Below are 20,432 nucleotides of genomic sequence, written 5' to 3'. Positions count from 1 at the left end.
GAAACATACCTAATGAACCGTAAATCACTACTCTGGAGCTTCATCTTAATCATGATGCTGGTGCTCGCCGGCTGTGGGGGACAGACAGTAGGAAACACCGCTGGGGTTACAGCAGATCAGGGGAAAACTACAAATACGGCTGATTCAGACAATAGTCAAACGAACTCTGCTTCTGACACAACAACTGATCAAAGCTCAAGTGAAGACAATGCGACTACTACGCCGTCCATTACTTCGAATTCCGATGGTTCTTATGTTGTAAAAAGTGCATGGGGAGAAACTACATTGCCTCGTTCACCCCAAAAAATTGTAACGCTGCACTTCTCCTTTACAGATGAAGTAGTCTCACTGGGGATTACACCCGTTGGCATCGCTGGCTCTTACAATGCAGAGGTACTCGGATACTTGAAGGACAAAGTGAAGGACTATACCTTCGTAGGTAATCATCAGCAGCCTAATCTGGAAGTCATCTCTTCCCTTAAGCCTGATCTCATTATTGCAAATGCCGATGTCCATGGAGCGATTCGTGATGATCTGGAGAAGATCGCACCAACGATTGCCCTATACACCAACGGTTATGGTGACATGGAGCAGAACTTCGCTGTGCTTGGAACTTTGCTTGATAAAGACAAAGAGTACGAGCAGGTGATGAGTGAGTTCAATTCGAACATAGAACAAACACATTCAAAAATTACCGGAACTCCTAAAGTTATGGTTGTGAAAGTGCTGGAGAAGAACTTTTATATCTGGATGAAAACATCCTATATCGCCACACTGCTAGAGAAAATCGGGGCAGAATACAGCTTCGATGAAACCAAATCCAGTCAACAGCAAACACCAGGTAAAATCGATGTTGCCGACGTTGATCTGGAGACGTTAGTACAGGAAAATCCAGATTATCTGGTGATCTATGGCGCTCAGGCCGATCTTGATAAATGGATGGGTAACAGCACTTTCCAAACGATCAATGCAGTGAAAAACAACCATGTGCTGGTTGTAAATGATGAAGTATGGGCATTAGGTAAAGGGCCGTTGTCCGGAGCAGAGGTTATGGAAGAGGCTTTGCCGTTCTTTACGAAGTAATTCAATCAACACAGATGTGAGTAACTCACGGTGGATGATAACTTGTGGATAGAGTGATGAAATTTCTAATTCACAAGATGTCCGCCGTGGGCTTTTTTTTGTTACGTTCTAGCAAACTTTTTTTATCTATCTGGTAATGCCATATATTTAATAAACATCTTCGAACCCCAATATGAACCAACATCTGCGTGTTGCGTAAAACACAATATAGAAGCAGGATAATGTTGCCTCCATTGAAGCTTTCGACCAACCTGGATTTCCTAACTTGAAGACAACCCATTGATCCAATTCAACTCTCAGATCTGAGAGCAATGCCTGCGCTAATTCCCTTGCCTCAATCTCATCAGCTACAACAGGCTCTGTACACGTGCCTTGGAGGAACATCCCTATGAGCGAACCTTCAAACTCATAGCGATTCAGCAACGTTGCTTGATCTAGTTCATCAACATGGACTGGCAAAAAATCAGCATACTCTTCATTGAATTCTTCACTAGAAAGAAGGCATTTCAACAAGTCCGTTTTCTCAGTATGTAATGCAAAATCCATGGACTCCGTGTATCTGAACATGGAAAAGTAAAACTGGCTCGTACCTGTGTATTTCCGTTTCAACACATCTATCGTTCGGTATGAAATCTTCATGTAAACTTATCACCTCATTTCATGTAACCTAGATAATTCCTTCTCTTACGAGCTCGCTTTTTTTGATATGACCATAGATGTTCATCATTCACCATTCTTTCTATTCCCAATCTTCTATCTCCCGATGCCTACCCAAACCTACAGTATCGAACTCGTCCTTGCCCTGTACTTTGTGTACTCCTAAAATTTCAAGTGATCGATTGATTGCGGACTGACTTAACGTCTTTTCGAAAATAACCTGACCAGAGTCCCATACCACTGCATTCTGTGAGCCTGTTCCTCCGAAATATTCTGCTTCAATATAAGCAACCAAGCCGAACTTAGAGATTTCTCTACAATAGGAACTAATGGTATCCGTCAAATAATCATAATTACATATTGTTGTCCCTTTATTCATATTTATCTCGTCATATAGCTCATCTGTTAGGGGTATAACCATTAATTCTTTGTACAACGGAATGATCTTGGCGCTCGCATACTGACCCTTTAATCGTTTCATAACTTCAAATGATGTGACTATCCCACTAAAATCGTATCCCATAGGTCACCCCTACTTTTTAAAATTTTTTAGTTAAAAAACAACAACATTAAGACATGGCTAAACATCTGCTTGGATCAAACCATACTCATCATCCAAATCTGCATGGATACGATGTCCACCAAATAGGTCTCCGTCCGAGAACTCACAGTAGATCTGATTCTCTCGAATTTCAATATCGAGCAACGTAATGGCTTTTACAAAGTCTTCAATAGATACGTCATATTTTCCAGCCTCAACATCATCCCAATTTAAGGTTTCATCATCCTCATCATATTCGGGCCAAAAATCATTTTTATAATCAATTAAGTGATGTGCTACTTGAGTCTTAGCTTTATTTTCAAATTCCGCAAACTCGCAGAATATCTTCTCTGCTCTACGCATTAACTCGTGTACCTTCGTGTAATTTTGCTCAATTCTTAAGGAATAGTACACTTTCCCTTCTGTATGCTCGTATGTATTGAATCGCTCATCATACTTAAACGAACCCATTATGCTACTGTTCATTATCTTTTCCATAGGCAGGCAACCTCCTAAATATTAATCTCATCCCAGTTCAGAATGACGTAGCCAACTTGAATTAAAATCAGAACGAGATAACCTATCGCTATAACGAGGCTAAACCTAATACTTTTCTGGCCAATCCTGTACTCCTCTGCATTGATCCTACGATGATGTAGTCGGGATTGAAGTGTCTTCTTTGTTTTCGAGATTAAATTTAGCTCAATAATTCCGAATACTCCCCAGAGCAACGTAAACATCATTAATCCAGCATTTGAAACAGACAGTAACAAGAGTACGCCCACATCCGAGGTTGTACTATATTTAAAACTCAAATTGACGATGAAGGTTAAGATAAAGAATCCAATACCAATGTAACTATAATATGGTGTGTATTTGGAACTTCTCAGAATTAATCCTCCTCTCTGATTGTTGTGACCCATTTTCTAAAACCAAAATTCATAGAATTCCTCCGCAAACCAAAACCATACAATCCCCAGGATCATCATAACGCTACCGCATATTTTTAACATCACTTCTACCCATATTGGAATATCACCACTCGGTGGGTTATCCTCGAATTCCCAATTGGGTTTGATCGTTCTGTATCTCCAGAAAACAAACCACTTATATAGAATATCTGGAAAAAAGCAAAAGACCACACCCATGAAGAACACCGGAATGGAGATATAACCAAATGTACTGCTGTCCCATTCCATATCAATCATTTTCATTTTATTTGCGTATAGGTTTATACGATTCTTATTTAACAAAATGTGCCCGCTCTTCCAGCAATCAGTCCCCAAGTGGACTCCTTATGCTTACGACCAAATAATATCTCCCCTTGCTCATTACGGATAATTCCAGCGACACCTGGCATAAAAACAAGTTCGTTTCCAATCTTTTCTCTTAGATTTTGATAATAATCCGACATGCCCATATTCTCAAATTCCTCCTCTAGATAATTCGACTAGAATTCAACCGTTGAACTTAACTTATTAGAAAGAACGTATTCACCTTCAACTAAGTTTCACTTTTATTCCATCTATGGCGAACATTTCTTTCAACATTACATATTAATCAATTCCCTCTTCAATTCACTTTGCTTGTTTCATGAAGTATTAGGATCGTTTAAGGAATTAGAGGAAAATAGTACTAAATTTATATTTTTAGGAGGTCACTATTGAAGAAAAGATTATTGACTGCAGCGCTGATTCTGACCCTATTATCTGCTTGTGGTACAAGTACCACTGACGAGAACACCGCTATGAACGAGGAAACGTCCAGTGAACAAACGAATAGCACAGCAACGAATACTGAACAAGTAGACAATGAGAACTCTGACGCATCGACTGAACCTGTCATTTCTGCTACATTATCCGAGGCTGAGGACATCCCGATCCAAGAGTATAATACCAGCTTGTGGGGTTCACTAACGGAACATCAGGATGAGATGAACGGTAGAGTCTACGAAGAGAATGGCCTCTTCTATATGAAGCCTTTGACACGAGTTAATACTGCCTTTGATTCCACTACAGGTGAATATACTTGGGAGCATGATTTTAGACCAGGTACAATCGTTAACCCTAACTTTAATGTGGATGATCAATTAATATACCTGACCACAAGAGAAATTACAGGCTTGCAGAAATCGGATGGTAAACAGATGTTTTCCATTGACATTCCCGAATACGAGCTCATGTCAGACCTACATCTCACGAATAATTATTACGTGATCGCTCAACAACCCAAGGGTGCTGACGCCAAAGACTATAAGCTCTATGCTTATGATCGCCAAACCAACAAGCTTGCTCACGAACAGGAACTGAGCCTGAATACGACTGTAGTCCTCTATCAATTTGCTTCGCATGGGGATCTCCTCTATTATGTCGATAATGACAATATTCTCACTGCAATTGATCTTGCAAGTGGCGAGCAAGTGTGGACGCAACAGGTGCCTCAACTTCGATTAGTGCATCCACTCGTGCGTGAGGATCATGTATATGTATTTGACTATGATCATACGATCTACAGCTTTGATGCAACAACAGGCGAGCAGCAGCTGGAACTTGAAACAGAAGGAAGTACCATCGGTGTGAACATTGCCAATCCCATTGTTACGGATAACAGGGCTTATATCCTTTCAGAAGAGGAAGCCTTCTACCTTTTGAGCTATGATACCGAAACAGGTCAAGAACGCTGGAGACTAGACACTTCTGGTTATCATGTTTTTGGGATGTACTTGATGGGAGGTACACTCTTCGCACTGGCAGATGATCTAGAAGAAGAAAGTGATGATCCGATGACGTATATTATCAAAGTTGACCCCGAATCCGGCGAGATTCAAGAAAAAATCAAGCTTGAGCAAAAAATCTCCAAAGGGCCACGCAGCAGCCGTGAAGCTGTGTTAACTTACGTAGACAATGACCGAATCTACATGAAATATAAATATAATATGTACTATATCTCGAAGGATATTTAACATAATAAAAGTGGGCGACTCTACGTAGCTAGAGTCGTCCACTTTAGATGCTATGGTATAACATAAGTACATCTACTTACTACATAGCTACTGACTGATCTGAACAAATTTCTACACTTTTTTATCAAAAATATGGTTGTTGTCATCTGAATCACCTTGATTCTGTCTTTTCACTTCAGCTCTTAAGTACCTGACTTCTTGAATTAGAACGTCAAGTCTTCTCGATGTTTGGGATGAATCTATCGCATAACGTATAACAAAGGCAATGATGAGAAAAGCAAAGATGCTCACGAATATTATCAATAAAACGCCGAACAATCCCATAACGTACAACTCCTTACTAACTGAATCAATTTCATAATACCGTTAGCTGCTTAAATCAAGGCGAGATATAGATCAAAACGGTTTAATTTGTCTATATCTAGTTACAAAAAATTCGTTTTAATGACTTATGAAATTGATTCAACTAAAACTTTAAATCTGTGATTGCACATGAGTGCTTATTTCAATTTTTCTAAACAGATCGCATTCAATATGCCCCTACTCGATCTCTACGAGAAAATCCTTACAGCGAACAATCAGTTCAGGCATACCTGTACCTTCAAACAGAATGTGAAGCTCATATCCATCATCGATCCGATAAAGTTCTTCATATAGCCAGTATCGTTGGACAATGTCTCCTACTTGCTTGATGATTTCGGGTGCAATCAGTGTGAGCTTGTTTATATTCGTAAAGCCTCCGCGAGTATCGAATCGAATGACAAGTTCATCACCTGTTACGAGTTCCGTCACCGTACAATCGTGGAAATGCAATCGTCGACGCACCTCGACTGGAATGTCTTGCGCTACGTTCACTTCTCTGTACTCCTTCAGCACAAGCTGGATTTGTTCTTCATTTCGTTTGCTCTGTTTCTTCAATTGACGCATTATGCCTCTCGTGCAATAGCCTAAAGTAAATAAACGAATATCCGCAATTCGGTCATAGATTTCTTGGGGTAATCGCTCAGCCTGTTGTTTATAATTCCACTCCATCATTTCTTTGTACTCTTCTTGGCATTTCTTCTCGTCAAACGGAGGGCGGGCATCATACGCTGCAATGAGCTTCTCGATATGCGCTCTTTCTTCCGGTGGCATGGAATACACGATCTGATGCTCTTCTGTTACCTCTTCTCCGCTGAAAAACTGGTCAGCCCGTGTTAAGACCTCACCATCATGCTTTAACATGAACCGAGGGTCGGTATTGTAAATTTCGCGCTCTTGCTTTACATGTGCTTGTTCTTTTCTCTCATACAGTCGTTGAAAAAGGGCTTCGTCCAACTCATTAGCTCCGCTATGTACTTTCATGCCAAAATGAAGTCCAGTCCGTTGACACAGTTCATACCATTCGTTCGTTAAATATTTCATAGATGATCTCTCCCACTGATGTTATAAATCTCTCTCATAGCCCACTGTGTGGCTATATCTCCATTTGGATGTCCTTCAATGATCTATTGGGCTAATGGATGCATACACCTTCTTCATCTGTGACGAAAATTGTGCTGCACCTGGAATTCGTGTCCGTTTATAATTAGCTGTCCCTATAATTAGACGCACAGGTCTACGTTAAGGTTTGAAAAAACTTGTTTTTCACGTCTTTTTGGTTCCGTGCTGCCCATTCATATAAATCTTCTAATCCTTCTCTCTCTTGGCTAGAGTCGAAATAAAAACACAGATCGGAAGGAACGAGTCTGCGACCACGAAGCTTAATACCAATTCGCTTGTAGTTCATATAGACACACTCGATTTGGGAGGCATCATATCCCTTGTTTTTTGTAGATATCACATAATCGGCACCTAGAGTAATGCTTGGTTTAGCAGATAATAAACGTCTGATCGTGATGATGATATTAGTGAACGTAAGTGCCATTAGAAATAGAATGAAATACTTAGAAAAACCTTCTTGGTTAATGTGCAAAATTGTAAATAGCATAACTCCAAGGAGGAGCATCATAATTAAATTCAACCTGGCTCTAGGATAGATTGTCAAATAGCTCACGAATTATTTCTCTCCTCCACTCGTTAAGATGATTATTTATATGCCATTGACCTATCTGTCAGCCACCCCTCTCCCGCTCTAGCACTTTTCAAATATTTCCTTCTTTTACATAGTACCTTATCTACTTTTTAATATTCAAATGAAATCTTCGATACTCCGCTCGATCCTCACATGAATAGGAGATAAACCTGTCCTATAAGAGCCATTCGCAGAATAAGCTAGTAAAGTATGCGAAAGGAGGAGACTTCTATCTCGATCTTATTAGGCTATGTTTTTCTTGGGCTAACCCTGTCGGCGCCTATGGGACCCATTAATGCAGCACAATTGGACAAGGGTGTCCGTGGAGGTTTCATGCCAGCATGGTTTGTTGGACTGGGAGCAATCGCAGCAGATATCCTGTACATGTTGCTTGTATACTTTGGCGTTGTGCACTTACTGGAACTGCCTTTTGTAAGGGTATTCTTGTGGCTCTTTGGTTGTTTTGTACTCGTTTACACTGGCGTAGAAAGTATGAAAAATGCAGGAAGCCTCGCTCTCAATGAGACGAGAGGAGGCCATTCCGAACTATCAAAGTCATTTGTTCAAGGGTTCCTAATGTCTCTATTCAACCCTCTATCCATCATGTTCTGGCTTGGCATATACGGATCTGTTCTGGCTAAAGCGGTCAATGACTCTCCACTAGATCAGATGTTGATCTACAGTGGTGCTATTATCTTCGGTGTTCTACTGTGGGACTTGTGCATGGCAACAGCGGTCAGCTTTTTCCGCAAATATCTCACGTCTGTGGTACTTCGAGCCATCGGACTGATCTCCGGAGTGTCCCTGATTGGTTTTGGTATTTATTTTGGTGTCAAAGCCGTTCAAGTTCTGTTGGTTCTATAATCGTATTTGCCCGTCATTTCACCTTACTTCTGCGAAGACGTATGCCAGTGATGTGATAACCGGCTTCTTCCTCAGTACTTGGTTCATCCGCTTCCTCGTCTTCCTTCCCAGCGCTTGCCGATTGAGTCGAGGACTTTTTCTTGCGTTTGCGCTGTACAATGACATCACTGATTCCAATAAGCAACACCAGCAGGAGACTTATGAATAAGCCGGGTCTACTGAGTGCGTGGAAGAGCGTACCGGTCACGGCTAACGTAATGAGCACCAGTCCAATCCAACGTTTGACGACATCGAACTTTCCTGATTTCAATAGTCTACCAGAGGACAACAAGATAAACGACCAGTTATATAACAGCATTAATCCAGCTGCAGTCGTAATATATTCATACACTTTACCCGGCAGTAGCAGAGACATAACAATCGTTCCAATAAGCCCACACCCGATGAGGGAGAGTGCGAATAAGGGATATTTCTTCTTCCACTTACGCGAGAATAACGTCGGCGCATCTCCCTCCTTCGCCAGTGTAATAATCATTGAGGTCACTGCATAGAGCGATGCCGTCATGGTCGAGAAACCTGCCACAATCAGCACGCCATTGAACAGGTGCGGAACAAAGGCTAGATGATCGCTGCTCAGTGCCAGGACAAACGGACTTTCTTTGGGATTAAACGCACTTAGTGGTACCATGATTAACGCAAGACCAATGGAAACGACATATACAGTCGATAGGGAGATGAGCATCACCTTGCCTGCCTTGGGTGCGTCCTCGGGCTTTTCCAACCGATAAGACATAATTCCCAGCACCTCAATCCCTCCGTAGGCATAGAACGCAAACAGAAATGCAGCCCACAAGCCTACTCCACCCTTGGGAAAAATCGCCGCCAGATCCATTGGTACTTTATGATCGTACTTCGTTCCTCCAATCCAACCGGCGAGGAGCGCAATAGCTAGGATCAAGAACATAATAATGGCTGCGATCTTAATGATGGCGAGCACATTCTCAACCCGGTCGAATCCTTTGTTGCCAAAAAATACGATACATAGGCCGATTACGCCGAATCCTGCGGCAAAGACCCACAGCGGAACATGGGGAAACCAGAATCGAGAAAATATCGACAGAGCCGTCAACTGACTCCCCATAATAAGCAACTCAGAGAACCAATATACCCACCCGCTGGCAAAACCAGCCCAGTTCCCAAAAGCCTTCTTTGCATAGGAACGGAATGAACCCTCTTCTGGATGATCTGAAGTCATTCGTGCCAAAGCATCAAAAACAACATATGTACCCAGAGCAGCTAAGGCATACGCGATTAATACCGCAGGGCCACCAATGGATATCGCAAGACTTGAGCCTAAAAAGTATCCTGTTCCAATCGTTCCTGCCACACCGAGCAGACTTAACTGCCACCATTTCAATTTCTTTTCTTCTTTTGACGAATTGGATGCCTTACTCATGTTGTCAGTCCTTTCTACATCATTTCCAAGCTGCTTCAAGTAGCCTGCCCCATTCACACGGAAACATGTCAGGACTGTGTCAAAGAAATAATTTGTGAGACATCTTTTTACATATGTAAGGTGAGGTGTGGACAGTCACCATTTTGACGCTAGGTTATATCCTAGTAGTAGTAAAAAGGAGGACTGTTCATGCCGCTGTTGTTTTCTTCTGTCGAGATTGAAAATCATGAACTGACGCTTGATCCCTGGATGAGGGATGCGCATCGTCTATTTTCTGCCAAAATGAGCGACCGGGAGGCGCGCTTCCCCTGTATTCCGGCTACACAGGCTCATGCGCTGGGTCACCTCCGATATGGATTCATCTCCTGTTCTGAGCACGATCTCCCCGCAAAGCAATTATCAAGAATTGTTGAGGAATATGGGAAGTCGTCCCGTTCTTTCGGTGACTATTCTTCTCTCGTTGTGTTCTTTGAGCAAGAAAGTGAAATCCGGAGTGTTCTTGACTACGAAAAAACCTTCTGGAACTTATTAAGTGAAATTCGGGATTTGGATAGTGAGCCTTGGCCAGGTGATATTCCCGAAGATCCGGAAAATCCACTTTGGGAATTTTGTTTCGGGGATGAGCGATACTTCGTGTACTGTGGTACACCTGCACATACGTCTCGTCAAAGTAGAAACTTTCCCTATCTCATGCTGGCTCTAACACCCCGCTGGGTGCTGAATCTCTGGAATGAACAACCTCAACGAGCTGCAGCCATCGCTCCTAGAATTCGTGCACGCCTGGCTGCGTATGATACCATTCCAGCTCATCCTGAATTGAAGCAATATGGAAGCGAAGGTAACTTGGAGTACAAACAGTATTTTCTTCGTGATGATGATACCGCTCCTTCCAAATGTCCATTTCTTCGATCCCTGCAGGAAAAAGGCAAGTCATAACGGCATCCCGATTCTAAAAAAGCTCTCCTCCGAATAAGCTGAGTACCAGCGGTTCCCCGAGGAGAGCGGAATGCACCACAGGCATACTTCGTGAACCACCAGCGGACAAGCCCTCATGTAATCATCCATGTATAGAAAGGAAATGATTATGGAAATCTATATTAAATTCGTACTCATTGGACTCGCTATTGCCATGCCTGTTGGAGCGATTACCGTAGAGATGACCAAGCAGGGATTACGGAATGGATTCATGCATGGCTGGGCAGTAGGCCTTGGTGGAATGACTGTCGATGCTGGATTAATCCTTGCCATGTATTTTGGCTTCGCCTCTCTATTGTCACTTCCGTATGTTCAGATTCCGTTATGGCTCGCTGGTGCAGGCTTCTTAGCCTTTCTAGGGTACGATTCTATCCGAAACTCGGATCTTAATCTGGTCTCTAGCGAGGGAAAGAACGCAAAAACAAACAAATCATTTTGGAAAACATATCGCAATGGATTACTGGTTGCTGTCTCGCCAGGTAATCTTATTTTCTGGATATCCGTGTTTGGTACCGTATTATCTGATTCCTACCAAGCTGCTGGCAAATTGAGCTTTATCTTCGCTGGACTCGGTGTGCTCTGTGGAATTCTTCTACATGATGTGGGTCTAGTCTCCATCGTGTCCATCACACGCAAAATGATGAGTTCCAAAATGATACAAGTTGTCTCGGCTCTGGCGGGTGTACTTTTACTGGGGTTCGCGGTCTACTTTTTGTACAAGTTTGTGCTAGCCGTGTGGCATATCTTGTAATAACTGAATAACCTTTTTACGCTCATAATTTATGCGATCATTTCCGTGTCCATAATGGATATGTAATATAGAAGGTGATTTCTAAGATAGCTACATTCTAATCAAACTCCTTAATAAAGAGCAAAAAAGTGTCGGCTCATGCACGAGTGCACGAGCCGACACTTTTCTTTTATAGAAATCTCATGTTCGATTAAATCAATTCAAACTTACAACTCTTCTCCATTGGTCGCAATAACCTGCTTGTACCACTCGAACGAATCCTTCTTGAATCGGTTCAATGTACCGTTACCCTCGTCGTCTTGATCCACATAGATGAATCCGTATCGTTTGGACATTTCGGAGGTGGACATGGAGATTAGATCAATCGGCCCCCAAGCCGTATACCCAATCAAGTCCACACCCTCTTTAACCGCTTCTTTCATTTGCTCTATATGCTTCTTGAGATAATCAATTCGGTACGTATCATGAATCGAGCCATCTTCTTCGACCGTATCATAAGCACCCAGACCATTTTCCACAACGAAAAGAGGTTTTCTATAGCGGTTATACATATCACGCAACGTGATACGAAGCCCTTTCGGATCAATCTGCCATCCCCAGTCGGACGTATCCAGGTATTTATTTTTCACTGCATACGTCGTGAGATTACCAGATACCTGTTCATAATCTTCGGAGTTGGATGCAACCGACTTGGACATGTAATAACTCAGCGATACGTAATCCACAGGATACTGCTTCAATATTTCATCATCGCCAATTTCCTTCTGGATCACAATATTGTTCTCGGCAAAGTAACGGTTCATAAAGGATGGGTATTCGCCGTGAACATGTACATCCGTGTGGAACAGGTTCAGGTCGTTATAATGTTGTGCGAGTAACACATCTTCCGGATTGTTGGTTACCGGATAGGTCTGTCCCCTAGCCAGCATACAGCCTACTTTAGCATCTGGATTGATCTCGTGTGCTAGCTTCGTCACCAATGCACTCGCTACGAATTGATGGTGCAACGCTTGATAAGCGATTTGTTCCTTGGTTTGGTTCGGAAGCTTATCGACCAGTACGCCCCCACCCGTATATGGACTATGTCCCATCATGTTAATCTCGTTAAATGTAATCCAGTATGTCACTTGATCGCGGTAGCGATTGAAGAGCGTTTCCGCATATTTCACGAAGAGCGGAATTAATTCACGGCTGTACCAACCGTTATATTTGCGAGTCAGCGCCAGCGGAGTCTCATAATGAGACAGCGTAACGATTGGTTCGATGCCGTACTTCTCTAGCTCATTGAATACTCGATCATAAAATTCCAGTCCTTCGAGACTTGGAGCTGCATCATCGCCATTCGGGAAAATTCTCGCCCAGTTAATCGACAGACGAAAGGCTTTGAAACCCATCTCCGCAAACAGCGCAATATCTTCTTCGTAGCGGTGGTAGAAATCGACGCCGTCACGTTTTGGATAGCGATCGTCTACTTCCCCGTTGAGAGCCTTCTCGATATAATCAGAGGTTACATCGATGGCGAAGTTTAACCCACGCTTTTCTTTGGGTACAAAAGGAACCATGTCAGCTGTTGTGAGTCCTTTACCACCTACGTTATACGCCCCTTCAACCTGATTGGCGGCAGTTGCGCCACCCCAGAGGAAGTTCTTTGGAAAACCTGTTTGAACTGTTGTCATATGAATCACTCCTTAGTTTAGTTTTATTTCATAATGGTTAATGCTCGTTCTCCTTCGAAAATAGGACCTGTTTCGTTAATCGTCAGTACGTCTAGATAGTCGGCGGTATTGGTGACAATCATCATCGTTACCGTCTCAAGACCCGCTTCGCGAATGGCGGCACGGTCGAATTCAATTAAAGGCTGTCCTATTTCGAGTCGATCCCCTGGCTTCACCAGACTTGTAAAATGCTTACCTTTTAGCGAGACGGTCTCAATGCCGATGTGGATGAGCAATTCCTCACCATCATCTCCTTTGATCCCAATAGCATGACCAGACTTCGGCAAAATGCTAACCTCACCATTAACCGGTGACACGATGCGGTCTTCTTCTGGCTCAATCGCAATACCTTTGCCCATCGCTTCTTCTGAGAATGTTGGGTCGGAAACCTCATGAAGATTCACAATCTGTCCTTTCAATGGCGAATGGATGTTGATTGGTCCTTTGGTAGCAACGTCAGTTGATACCGCACCCGTTGCTTTCGGCTTGGTTTGAACAGGTTTTTCGTTCTTCTCCGCCGGTTGGCCTTCAACCGGAATGTCTTTGAAGCCGAAGATCATAACAAGGATAAATGCGCCAAGCAGGGCTCCAGCAAAAAGAATCGAGGTCATAACCAGGTTATACGAGTTACCCGCCGGATCAGCATACGCTGGTAAAACGAAGAGACCTGGCAGTCCGCCTAGTACTTGTTTCTTAATTCCAATCCATGCTGCAATTCCGCCCATGACCCCAGCAGAGACCATTGCAAGATACAGTGGTTTTTTCAATTTCATGTTAACCCCGTACATCGCAGGCTCCGTGATACCCAGAAGTGCTGAGAAGCCTGTAGATGCACCCAATTGTTTAAATTGAGAGTTCCTACTTCTCACTGCGACTGCAAATGCAGCTCCGGCTTGGGCAACATTGCTAAGCAGCATCATCGGAGAGACAATCGGGTCGAACCCGTAGCTCGCGAAATTTTGAAAAATAATAGGAACAAGTGCATAGTGCATACCTGTCATAATGAGCAGTGGCATGAAACCAGCTACCAAGAAGCCGGCTAGTGGACCAGCCACATCGAACAACCATACGAGTCCACTTGCCACCCAATTACCTGCATATGTACCCATTGGTCCGATGAGCCACAGCGTAATTGGAGCCACGATGATGAGGGACAGCAACGGTGTGAACATCATTGTCAGAACGTTTGGCATCCATGACTTCACAAAAGCACTTACATATTTCAGCAGAATGACCCCGAGTATGATCGGAATAACAGATGATGAATAGTTGATGACCGGGATGGTTATCCCGCCGAAAATGGTAAAGCTGGTGATCTCTCCACCTGAATTAACCGCATTGACCATCGTCGGGTATAGCATCGGTGCGGCTAGCGCGAGTGCAACATACTCATTCGTCTTAATTTTGCGCGCAGCGGTCACAGCCAGGAACAGAGGCAAGAAGTAAAAGAGTCCGTCCCCGATCATGTTCAACACTAGATACGTCTCGCTCTGATTACTCAACCACCCGAATGTCACAAACATCGCCAGGAAGCCTTTGAGCAAACCTGCTCCGGCTAGTGCTGGAATGAGCGGGGTGAATACACCTGAGATGAAGTCAAAGACGGAGGAGATGATTCCTTTTTTCTCTCCGCTCTCTGCCTTAGCTCCTCCAGTTCCGACTAGCGGCTCAACTTCTGCGAATACATCAGCCACCTGATTACCAATGATAACTTGAAATTGATCACCGGAGAATTGTGCACCGATGACTCCTTTTAATTGTTTGATCTCTTCTAGCTTAATCTTCTCCTTGTCACTCACCAAGAAACGCAAGCGGGTCACACAATGCCAGGACTGCTCTACATTCTCCCTCCCTCCGACTTTCTCTACAATCTGTTTAGCTAACTCCTGATATGCTTTCATCGCGAATCCCCTCTCCATAATCTCCAAAAAAAATACCCAAACAACGTAGAGCCTTGTTGGCTCTCCTATGCTTGGGTAACGCCTGAATCCATGATTCAGTAACAATTCCACGGTTGACCTATTTAGTTTCAAGTTGGCTGGTTAGACGCCAGATATGAAGGGCAAGGTACAGTCTTTCATTTGGCGAAAGCGCCCAACCATATTTCCGTTCGAGCAGATGTGCAATTTTCTCAACTGCCTGATAGGAACGAGGGTACTTGCTCTTGACCACTTCGACGATCGTTAGATCAACCTCTTGATCCTCGATGTGATTTTGCTTGAATTGACGAATAAAAAAGTGACGCAGATGGGTGATAAATCGAGTGTAGCTCAGCGATTCTTCATCCAATTTTACTTGAAAATGATATTGGATAATTTCGATAATTCGATTAATAACTTCCGTCATTTTCAACGTTTCTTCAATCCGTGTCTTTTTGGTCTGCTGTCCATTTACGAAATGGTAGGTAAGGAAGGTTTCCTCACTTTTGGGCAAAAGAACATCAAGGCGATCGAATACAAGCCGGATAGCTTCTTGAGCTGCGAGATATTCCTTCGGATATAGATTCTTAACTTCCCAACGGTTCGTTTCGACGTACTCAATTTGCTCATTTGCTCGAATAATCGCAAAGTTCAAATGATCGGCGATAGTTAGATAAATGTTGTTCTCAAACGTTGTACCCAGTGAGACCTCAGCATTTTTAACCACTTCTACCGCTACATCGAGAACATCCGGGTCCATATGATCCAATACTTGCACGAGAGGTTTCTTCGCTGCTGAATCCTCTGCTGCAAACTTCCGGCGGATACTCGTTTCTTCGATCAAATCCCCTTTTTTCTTTTGGAAGCCTACTCCAGTGCCCATCACTACCCATTCAAGTCCAGAGAGATCTTTAACTAAAGCCACGTTATTGTTGAAGGCTTTAACATACCTCACTTTACTTACCCCACCTCTTAAAAAAGCACAAAAATCCATCTTAAAAATACATCACGTATTTTTAACATGGTTATGCCTGATCGAATCAGTAACACCCATTTCAATTATAGGCTAAATGTATCATTTCATGAAAACGGTGTCAACTGAAATTTTCTCAAAACAAGTTCAGCATCCATTGAGAGGGAAAGAATCAACTATTCTAGCTACACTATGGTTTTGTACGCATTTTCCATATTTTCAATAATAAATAAAACAAACTGATTTATAGGCACATAGTCATGCTTCTGTTCCCTCGCTCACGTCTTCAACGTTTCTCAGAAGCATCAAACTCCTCAAGCACCTTGAATCGATCTCCATACACCTTATCCAGATGCTCCTCACCCCAGTAACATAGTAGATCTAGGGCAGGCTTAAGTCCCCAGCCATAGTCCGTTAACTCATATTCCACTTTAGGCGGAACCTCTGAATACACCTTTCGCTGTACAATCTCATCCTTTTCCAATCCTCTAAGCTGTGTAGTTAACATTTTCTGCGTGATTTCTGGTATTAGCCTGCGAAGCTCTGATGAACGTTTGCATCCTGTCGTCAGATGATAGATAATCAGTGGCTTCCACTTCCCTCCCATCACTTCCAAGGCTGCTTCGACGCCTACTTTGTACTTCTTAGGAGCACTACCTTCCCCATTCTCCGTCAACGTTCTTCCCCCTTATAAACTAGCAGTCGTTATACCGTTAGATTCCCTCTAGTTTCTTGTTGCTTCCTGTTTATTGTTCATTAATTCCTATTTAACAAGGGTACTTTCATGTTCCTATAGAACTTATTTCTTCCTATAGAACATCAAAGTGCGTTCTTCCCAACGATTTCATTCCTCGTCTATAATAGCATTGGCTACAGGGCATGGCTATTAATCATGATCGAGAAAGGTAGTGAACGATACGTATGAACGTATTAGTTGTTGTGTCGCATTCGAGGAAAAATTCCCTGACTTTTCAGGTTACTGATCGTTTTGTGCAAGGGCTAACTGAGGCTGGTCACAGTGCGGAGATATTGGATTTACACGGCATTGGCTTCGACCCTCTCCTTCTCGAAGGAGATGAACCAAGCCTTACTCAAGAAGTTCAAGAATTCTCTCCTGAGATCGAAACGGAGATGGCGCGATTGAAGAAGCATGATGCTGTAGCTTTTGTGTTCCCCCTCTGGTGGTGGCATCTGCCAGCTATGCTGAAGGGTTATATTGATCGTGTATTTAATAACGGATTTGCCTACGGCGCAAATAAGCTTCATCATCAGCAAATACTATGGATTGCCCTTTCAGGTGTGACAGAACAACAGATGCAAAAGCGCAACTATGATGAATCCATTCAGAATCTGCTCAACGTGGGTATTGCCGATTACTGCGGCGTGTCTCGTTCGAGAGTTGAATTTCTGTATGAAACATTGGATGCTGCACCAGAGCATTATGAGCAGTTGTTTAACCATGCTTATCAGTTAGGGCTGGATTATGACAAGGATATTCCGGTGCAATAAGGATTATAGCGCATTGATGAAGCGAAAAAGGTCACTCCGAAGAGCGACCTTTTTGCTGTGTAACTACCTTATTTTACTGCCGAGAAGAGAAACTTCTCCAGCATCGTTATATCACTAATGCTATGGTTACAAGCATCGTTATCCATGCATACATACTGACCGATGGCACTAAAGTGATCTGGCGAATGGCTCTTGGTCTTCACGTTGAAGAACCCAAGTTCCTGATGGCGATGGCAGAACATACAGTATCCCTTCTTGTTCGTAGCCGTGATCCGTCCCTCAATACCGAAGAATTTGCCTTCGTGAGGGTAAACGATGAACAAACGGCTCGTCGCAATGTCGATCCATCTCAGATACGTCGTGTGTGCATAATTGATGGATTCGAAATCAGGCAATTTGAGTTTTTTTGCCTTAGGAAACAACTTCTGAATCTGCTTTGCCGATATGTGCGGAAACGGAATCAGATATGCTTCCAGCTCGTTCAGATACAATTGCACGTCATGCGGCGTATCATACGTGGATAACGGCTCCAGTAGATGCTTCTGTTCCGATGTCAGCTCATCAAAGACTTCAATGACATTCGTGCCGACCGTATAACGCACGGTCTCCAATACTTTAGGATCCACGACCGAGCGTAGCGTTTTGACCAGAAAATTGGCTTGCTTATGAATATAATTAAATTGATGATTATGAATAAATGGTGTTTGCATGGCGTTCAGCCCCTTATAGTTATTGATCAATCCAATAAGGTGCAAAGCCAGCGGGATGAAACATCATGTGATTCGTACTTACGTACTTACGCACTTACAGGGCGATCGATTGCATACTCGTCGCGCCCTACACAAAGTCCGCCCCTCTTCAGGCTTTGCGTAAGGCCTTTCTAGCGAACGAGCAATCCGGCACAGCCAATATTGCCACGGTATAACCCCCAATGCAGTAGATATACCGGAATTATAGCAGGATTAGGAATGTGGGGGCAATGGACTGTGTTCCTTTATGTTAAAATTTCTTTCCGATACACCTTATAGGTGTATCTCGCCCATTCCAGCTTGAGTGTCTTCCAATCAATCACTTTCCAAGGATTAAAAAAAGTCTGACCATCCTTATTAAAGAACAGATCTTGACCCATATGATACGAGGCATGTTGAACGATATCGTTAGCATCCATCCATACAACAACATCACCCGTACGAAGCTCCTCTGTATCTCTCATAACATAATGGGCTCTCTTGAGGCCTTCTACAAATGTCTCTGGATGAACCCATTCATTCAGAATCCATTCTTGCTGAGATACAGCGAACAATGTTGCAGCTAAACAATTCCCTCCTCCTTCAGCTGGGAACGTATTAGCATATCTCTGCAAATGAGAAGGAATAGAATCGTCCAGCGCATAACCGTTCCAGTCATCCCACTTCTTAGCATGACCTTTGAGTAGATCCAACTTCACTTTATACGGAAGCTTACTCCATAGTTTACTGTGTAGAACGACATATTCTTCTCCCTGATCCTTCACCAAATGTTCCTCAGGAAATGTATACGGAGTAGGGAGCAACGAGGTCGGTAAGATCAAACCACGATGTACTGTACGCTGAATATGATTGATCCATTTCTGCATCTCACTTGAGAGAGAACACAACCAATTCGGGTTAGCGACAAGTACATATTGTATTTCTTTGTCTATCTTCCAATATTCAAAGCTATTAACAAACTGTATCTGATTATATGAGGAATGACGAAAGAATTCTTTGCTCGGAAAAATCAACACATCGTTAAGGTGCATTTCTAGTTTAATGAGATGCTCCTCCCTGAGAAAAAATAGATCTTTATTAGGAACATAGGCGTCGATCCAACGCCCAATCCGCTCAGCGGATGGCTCAACCATTATGACCATTGTATTTGTTCTCCTTATCTACGAATGATGATCCAACGTATATTCCCATTATTATACTATTGAAATGGCAAAGTATAAGGATTCAATTATTCATAATTCAAACGAAATAATTCGGCAAAAAAGAAGCCACCTCCCTGGCCTTCCCCAGTTCAGTAGCTCCCTTTTACAATCCTCTTGTTGCCTTACTACATACAACCGTACATCTACTCCTTCACCGCTCCAACCACAATCCCAGTCACAAAATACCGTTGCAGGAAGGGGTACACCAGTAGAATCGGCAATGCACTAATGAAAATCTGAGATGCCCGGATTGTCCGCTGCGACAAATTCGCAATCGCTTCGGGATCAAGCTTGGTCATGTCGGCCTGCACGATGATCGTCTGCATAAACGTCGCGAGTGGCAGCTTTTCCGAATCACGGATATAGATGATCCCGTCGAAATAGGCATTCCAATGCCCAACCATCATGAACAGAGAGACAGTGGCGATAACAGGCACGGAGACGGGCAGATAGATTTTGATAAATGACTGGAAATATCCTGCGCCATCGATAAATGCCGCCTCTTCCAGATCCTTCGGCACCGTGCGGAAGAAATTCAGTAGCAGAATGATGTTGAACACCGCCACAAGACCTGGCAGAATCAGCGCCCACAGCGTGTTCATCAGTCCCAGCTTCAGAATAAGAATGTACCCCGGAATGAGTCCTCCGCTAAATAGCATTGTCACAACAAAGTACCATAGATAGATGTTACGCGCACGGAACACCCGTGTCTCCTTGGACAGCGCATACGCCGCAAGCGTATTGACGATGAGCGCAAGCCCAGTACCCAGTACCGTCCGTTCTACGGATACCCACAGGGAGGACAGGAAATTGGAATTATCAAATGTCTTGGCATACGCTTCGAGCGTGAATCCAATCGGCCAGAACGTGACCAACCCGGCATTAGCAGGTGCAGACGCGCTAAGCGATACCATCAGCAAGTGATAGAGCGGCAGCAGACAGAGCAGCGAAAGGATGGTCAGAAACACATTGTTGAAGATGCTGAATATGCGATAGGGCAGCGTTTTATGATACATGGCTCGT

The 20,432-nt window shown here is 43.3% G+C and carries 21 protein-coding genes; 6 read left to right on the top strand and 15 right to left on the bottom strand.

Annotation, left to right across the window (positions count from 1 at the left end):
- The first annotated feature begins 12 nt into the window (after positions 1-12).
- Positions 13-1,083, top strand: a complete 1,071-nt coding sequence (locus J2T19_RS10185) for an ABC transporter substrate-binding protein (protein ID WP_307215282.1) — start codon at positions 13-15, stop codon at positions 1,081-1,083.
- A 147-nt stretch (positions 1,084-1,230) separates the two neighbouring features.
- On the opposite strand, the gene J2T19_RS10180 is transcribed toward J2T19_RS10185, so the two are convergent.
- The 5 genes from J2T19_RS10180 to J2T19_RS28140 form a co-directional block, all read right to left on the bottom strand.
- Entirely contained in the window at positions 1,231-1,722 is a 492-nt protein-coding gene (locus J2T19_RS10180; protein ID WP_307215280.1) for a hypothetical protein, read from the bottom strand.
- A 100-nt stretch (positions 1,723-1,822) separates the two neighbouring features.
- Positions 1,823-2,263, bottom strand: a complete 441-nt coding sequence (locus tag J2T19_RS10175) for a hypothetical protein (RefSeq protein ID WP_307215278.1) — start codon at positions 2,261-2,263, stop codon at positions 1,823-1,825.
- Positions 2,264-2,320: 57 nt separating this feature from the next.
- Positions 2,321-2,779 (bottom strand): DUF2262 domain-containing protein, encoded by a 459-nt coding sequence (locus tag J2T19_RS10170; RefSeq protein ID WP_307215275.1) that lies wholly within the window; start codon positions 2,777-2,779, stop codon positions 2,321-2,323.
- Positions 2,780-3,207: 428 nt separating this feature from the next.
- Positions 3,208-3,495, bottom strand: coding sequence for a hypothetical protein (locus J2T19_RS10165; RefSeq protein WP_307215273.1), 288 nt, complete (start codon positions 3,493-3,495; stop codon positions 3,208-3,210).
- A gap of 32 nt (positions 3,496-3,527) precedes the next feature.
- Positions 3,528-3,701: an NUDIX hydrolase gene (locus J2T19_RS28140; RefSeq protein WP_370874849.1), complete on the bottom strand. Its 174-nt coding sequence runs from the start codon at positions 3,699-3,701 to the stop codon at positions 3,528-3,530.
- Between the two features lie 243 nt (positions 3,702-3,944).
- Here J2T19_RS28140 and J2T19_RS10155 point away from each other — a divergent pair, with 243 nt between their 5' ends.
- A complete protein-coding gene (locus J2T19_RS10155; RefSeq protein ID WP_307215271.1) occupies positions 3,945-5,243 on the top strand; it encodes a PQQ-binding-like beta-propeller repeat protein in 1,299 nt (432 codons plus the stop codon).
- Between the two features lie 540 nt (positions 5,244-5,783).
- Here the strand turns inward: J2T19_RS10155 and J2T19_RS10150 are convergent.
- Both J2T19_RS10150 and J2T19_RS10145 read right to left on the bottom strand, forming a co-directional pair.
- Positions 5,784-6,647 (bottom strand): DUF4085 family protein, encoded by an 864-nt coding sequence (locus J2T19_RS10150; protein ID WP_307215269.1) that lies wholly within the window; start codon positions 6,645-6,647, stop codon positions 5,784-5,786.
- Positions 6,648-6,840: 193 nt separating this feature from the next.
- A complete protein-coding gene (locus J2T19_RS10145; RefSeq protein WP_307215267.1) occupies positions 6,841-7,149 on the bottom strand; it encodes a hypothetical protein in 309 nt (102 codons plus the stop codon).
- A gap of 357 nt (positions 7,150-7,506) precedes the next feature.
- Here J2T19_RS10145 and J2T19_RS10140 point away from each other — a divergent pair, with 357 nt between their 5' ends.
- Positions 7,507-8,160 (top strand): LysE family transporter, encoded by a 654-nt coding sequence (locus J2T19_RS10140; RefSeq protein WP_307215265.1) that lies wholly within the window; start codon positions 7,507-7,509, stop codon positions 8,158-8,160.
- Positions 8,161-8,173: 13 nt separating this feature from the next.
- Here the strand turns inward: J2T19_RS10140 and J2T19_RS10135 are convergent, their stop codons facing one another.
- Entirely contained in the window at positions 8,174-9,616 is a 1,443-nt protein-coding gene (locus J2T19_RS10135; protein ID WP_307215263.1) for an amino acid permease, read from the bottom strand.
- Positions 9,617-9,805: 189 nt separating this feature from the next.
- Between J2T19_RS10135 and J2T19_RS10130 the strand changes: the two genes are divergently transcribed.
- Both J2T19_RS10130 and J2T19_RS10125 read left to right on the top strand, forming a co-directional pair.
- On the top strand, positions 9,806-10,552 hold the full coding sequence (locus J2T19_RS10130) for a YqcI/YcgG family protein (RefSeq protein WP_307215261.1): 747 nt from the start codon (positions 9,806-9,808) through the stop codon (positions 10,550-10,552).
- A 148-nt stretch (positions 10,553-10,700) separates the two neighbouring features.
- Complete coding sequence (locus J2T19_RS10125; RefSeq protein WP_307215259.1) at positions 10,701-11,342, top strand: LysE family translocator; 642 nt, start codon at positions 10,701-10,703, stop codon at positions 11,340-11,342.
- A gap of 206 nt (positions 11,343-11,548) precedes the next feature.
- On the opposite strand, the gene J2T19_RS10120 is transcribed toward J2T19_RS10125, so the two are convergent.
- From J2T19_RS10120 to J2T19_RS10105, 4 genes are all read right to left on the bottom strand, one after another.
- Complete coding sequence (locus tag J2T19_RS10120; protein ID WP_307215257.1) at positions 11,549-13,018, bottom strand: glycoside hydrolase family 1 protein; 1,470 nt, start codon at positions 13,016-13,018, stop codon at positions 11,549-11,551.
- A gap of 23 nt (positions 13,019-13,041) precedes the next feature.
- Complete coding sequence (locus J2T19_RS10115; protein ID WP_307215255.1) at positions 13,042-14,958, bottom strand: beta-glucoside-specific PTS transporter subunit IIABC; 1,917 nt, start codon at positions 14,956-14,958, stop codon at positions 13,042-13,044.
- A gap of 118 nt (positions 14,959-15,076) precedes the next feature.
- Positions 15,077-15,970, bottom strand: a complete 894-nt coding sequence (locus tag J2T19_RS10110; RefSeq protein WP_307215253.1) for a PRD domain-containing protein — start codon at positions 15,968-15,970, stop codon at positions 15,077-15,079.
- 265 nt (positions 15,971-16,235) lie between these two features.
- A complete protein-coding gene (locus J2T19_RS10105) occupies positions 16,236-16,556 on the bottom strand; it encodes a winged helix-turn-helix transcriptional regulator (protein WP_307215347.1) in 321 nt (106 codons plus the stop codon).
- Between the two features lie 314 nt (positions 16,557-16,870).
- Between J2T19_RS10105 and J2T19_RS10100 the strand changes: the two genes are divergently transcribed.
- Positions 16,871-17,458, top strand: coding sequence for an NAD(P)H oxidoreductase (locus J2T19_RS10100; protein WP_307215251.1), 588 nt, complete (start codon positions 16,871-16,873; stop codon positions 17,456-17,458).
- 68 nt (positions 17,459-17,526) lie between these two features.
- Here the strand turns inward: J2T19_RS10100 and J2T19_RS10095 are convergent, their stop codons facing one another.
- The 3 genes from J2T19_RS10095 to J2T19_RS10085 form a co-directional block, all read right to left on the bottom strand.
- The gene (locus J2T19_RS10095; protein ID WP_307215249.1) at positions 17,527-18,168 is read right to left on the bottom strand and encodes a FusB/FusC family EF-G-binding protein; all 642 of its coding nucleotides are present in this window, start codon (positions 18,166-18,168) and stop codon (positions 17,527-17,529) included.
- Positions 18,169-18,452: 284 nt separating this feature from the next.
- On the bottom strand, positions 18,453-19,349 hold the full coding sequence (locus tag J2T19_RS10090; RefSeq protein WP_307215247.1) for a hypothetical protein: 897 nt from the start codon (positions 19,347-19,349) through the stop codon (positions 18,453-18,455).
- A gap of 203 nt (positions 19,350-19,552) precedes the next feature.
- Entirely contained in the window at positions 19,553-20,425 is an 873-nt protein-coding gene (locus tag J2T19_RS10085) for a carbohydrate ABC transporter permease (RefSeq protein WP_056699059.1), read from the bottom strand.
- Between the last annotated feature and the right edge of the window lie 7 nt (positions 20,426-20,432).

The organism is Paenibacillus tundrae, assembly GCF_030812775.1.
GTDB lineage: Bacteria > Bacillota > Bacilli > Paenibacillales > Paenibacillaceae > Paenibacillus > Paenibacillus tundrae_A.
Note: the sequence above shows the minus strand (reverse complement) of the source record. Positions and strands in the feature narration are given on the sequence as shown.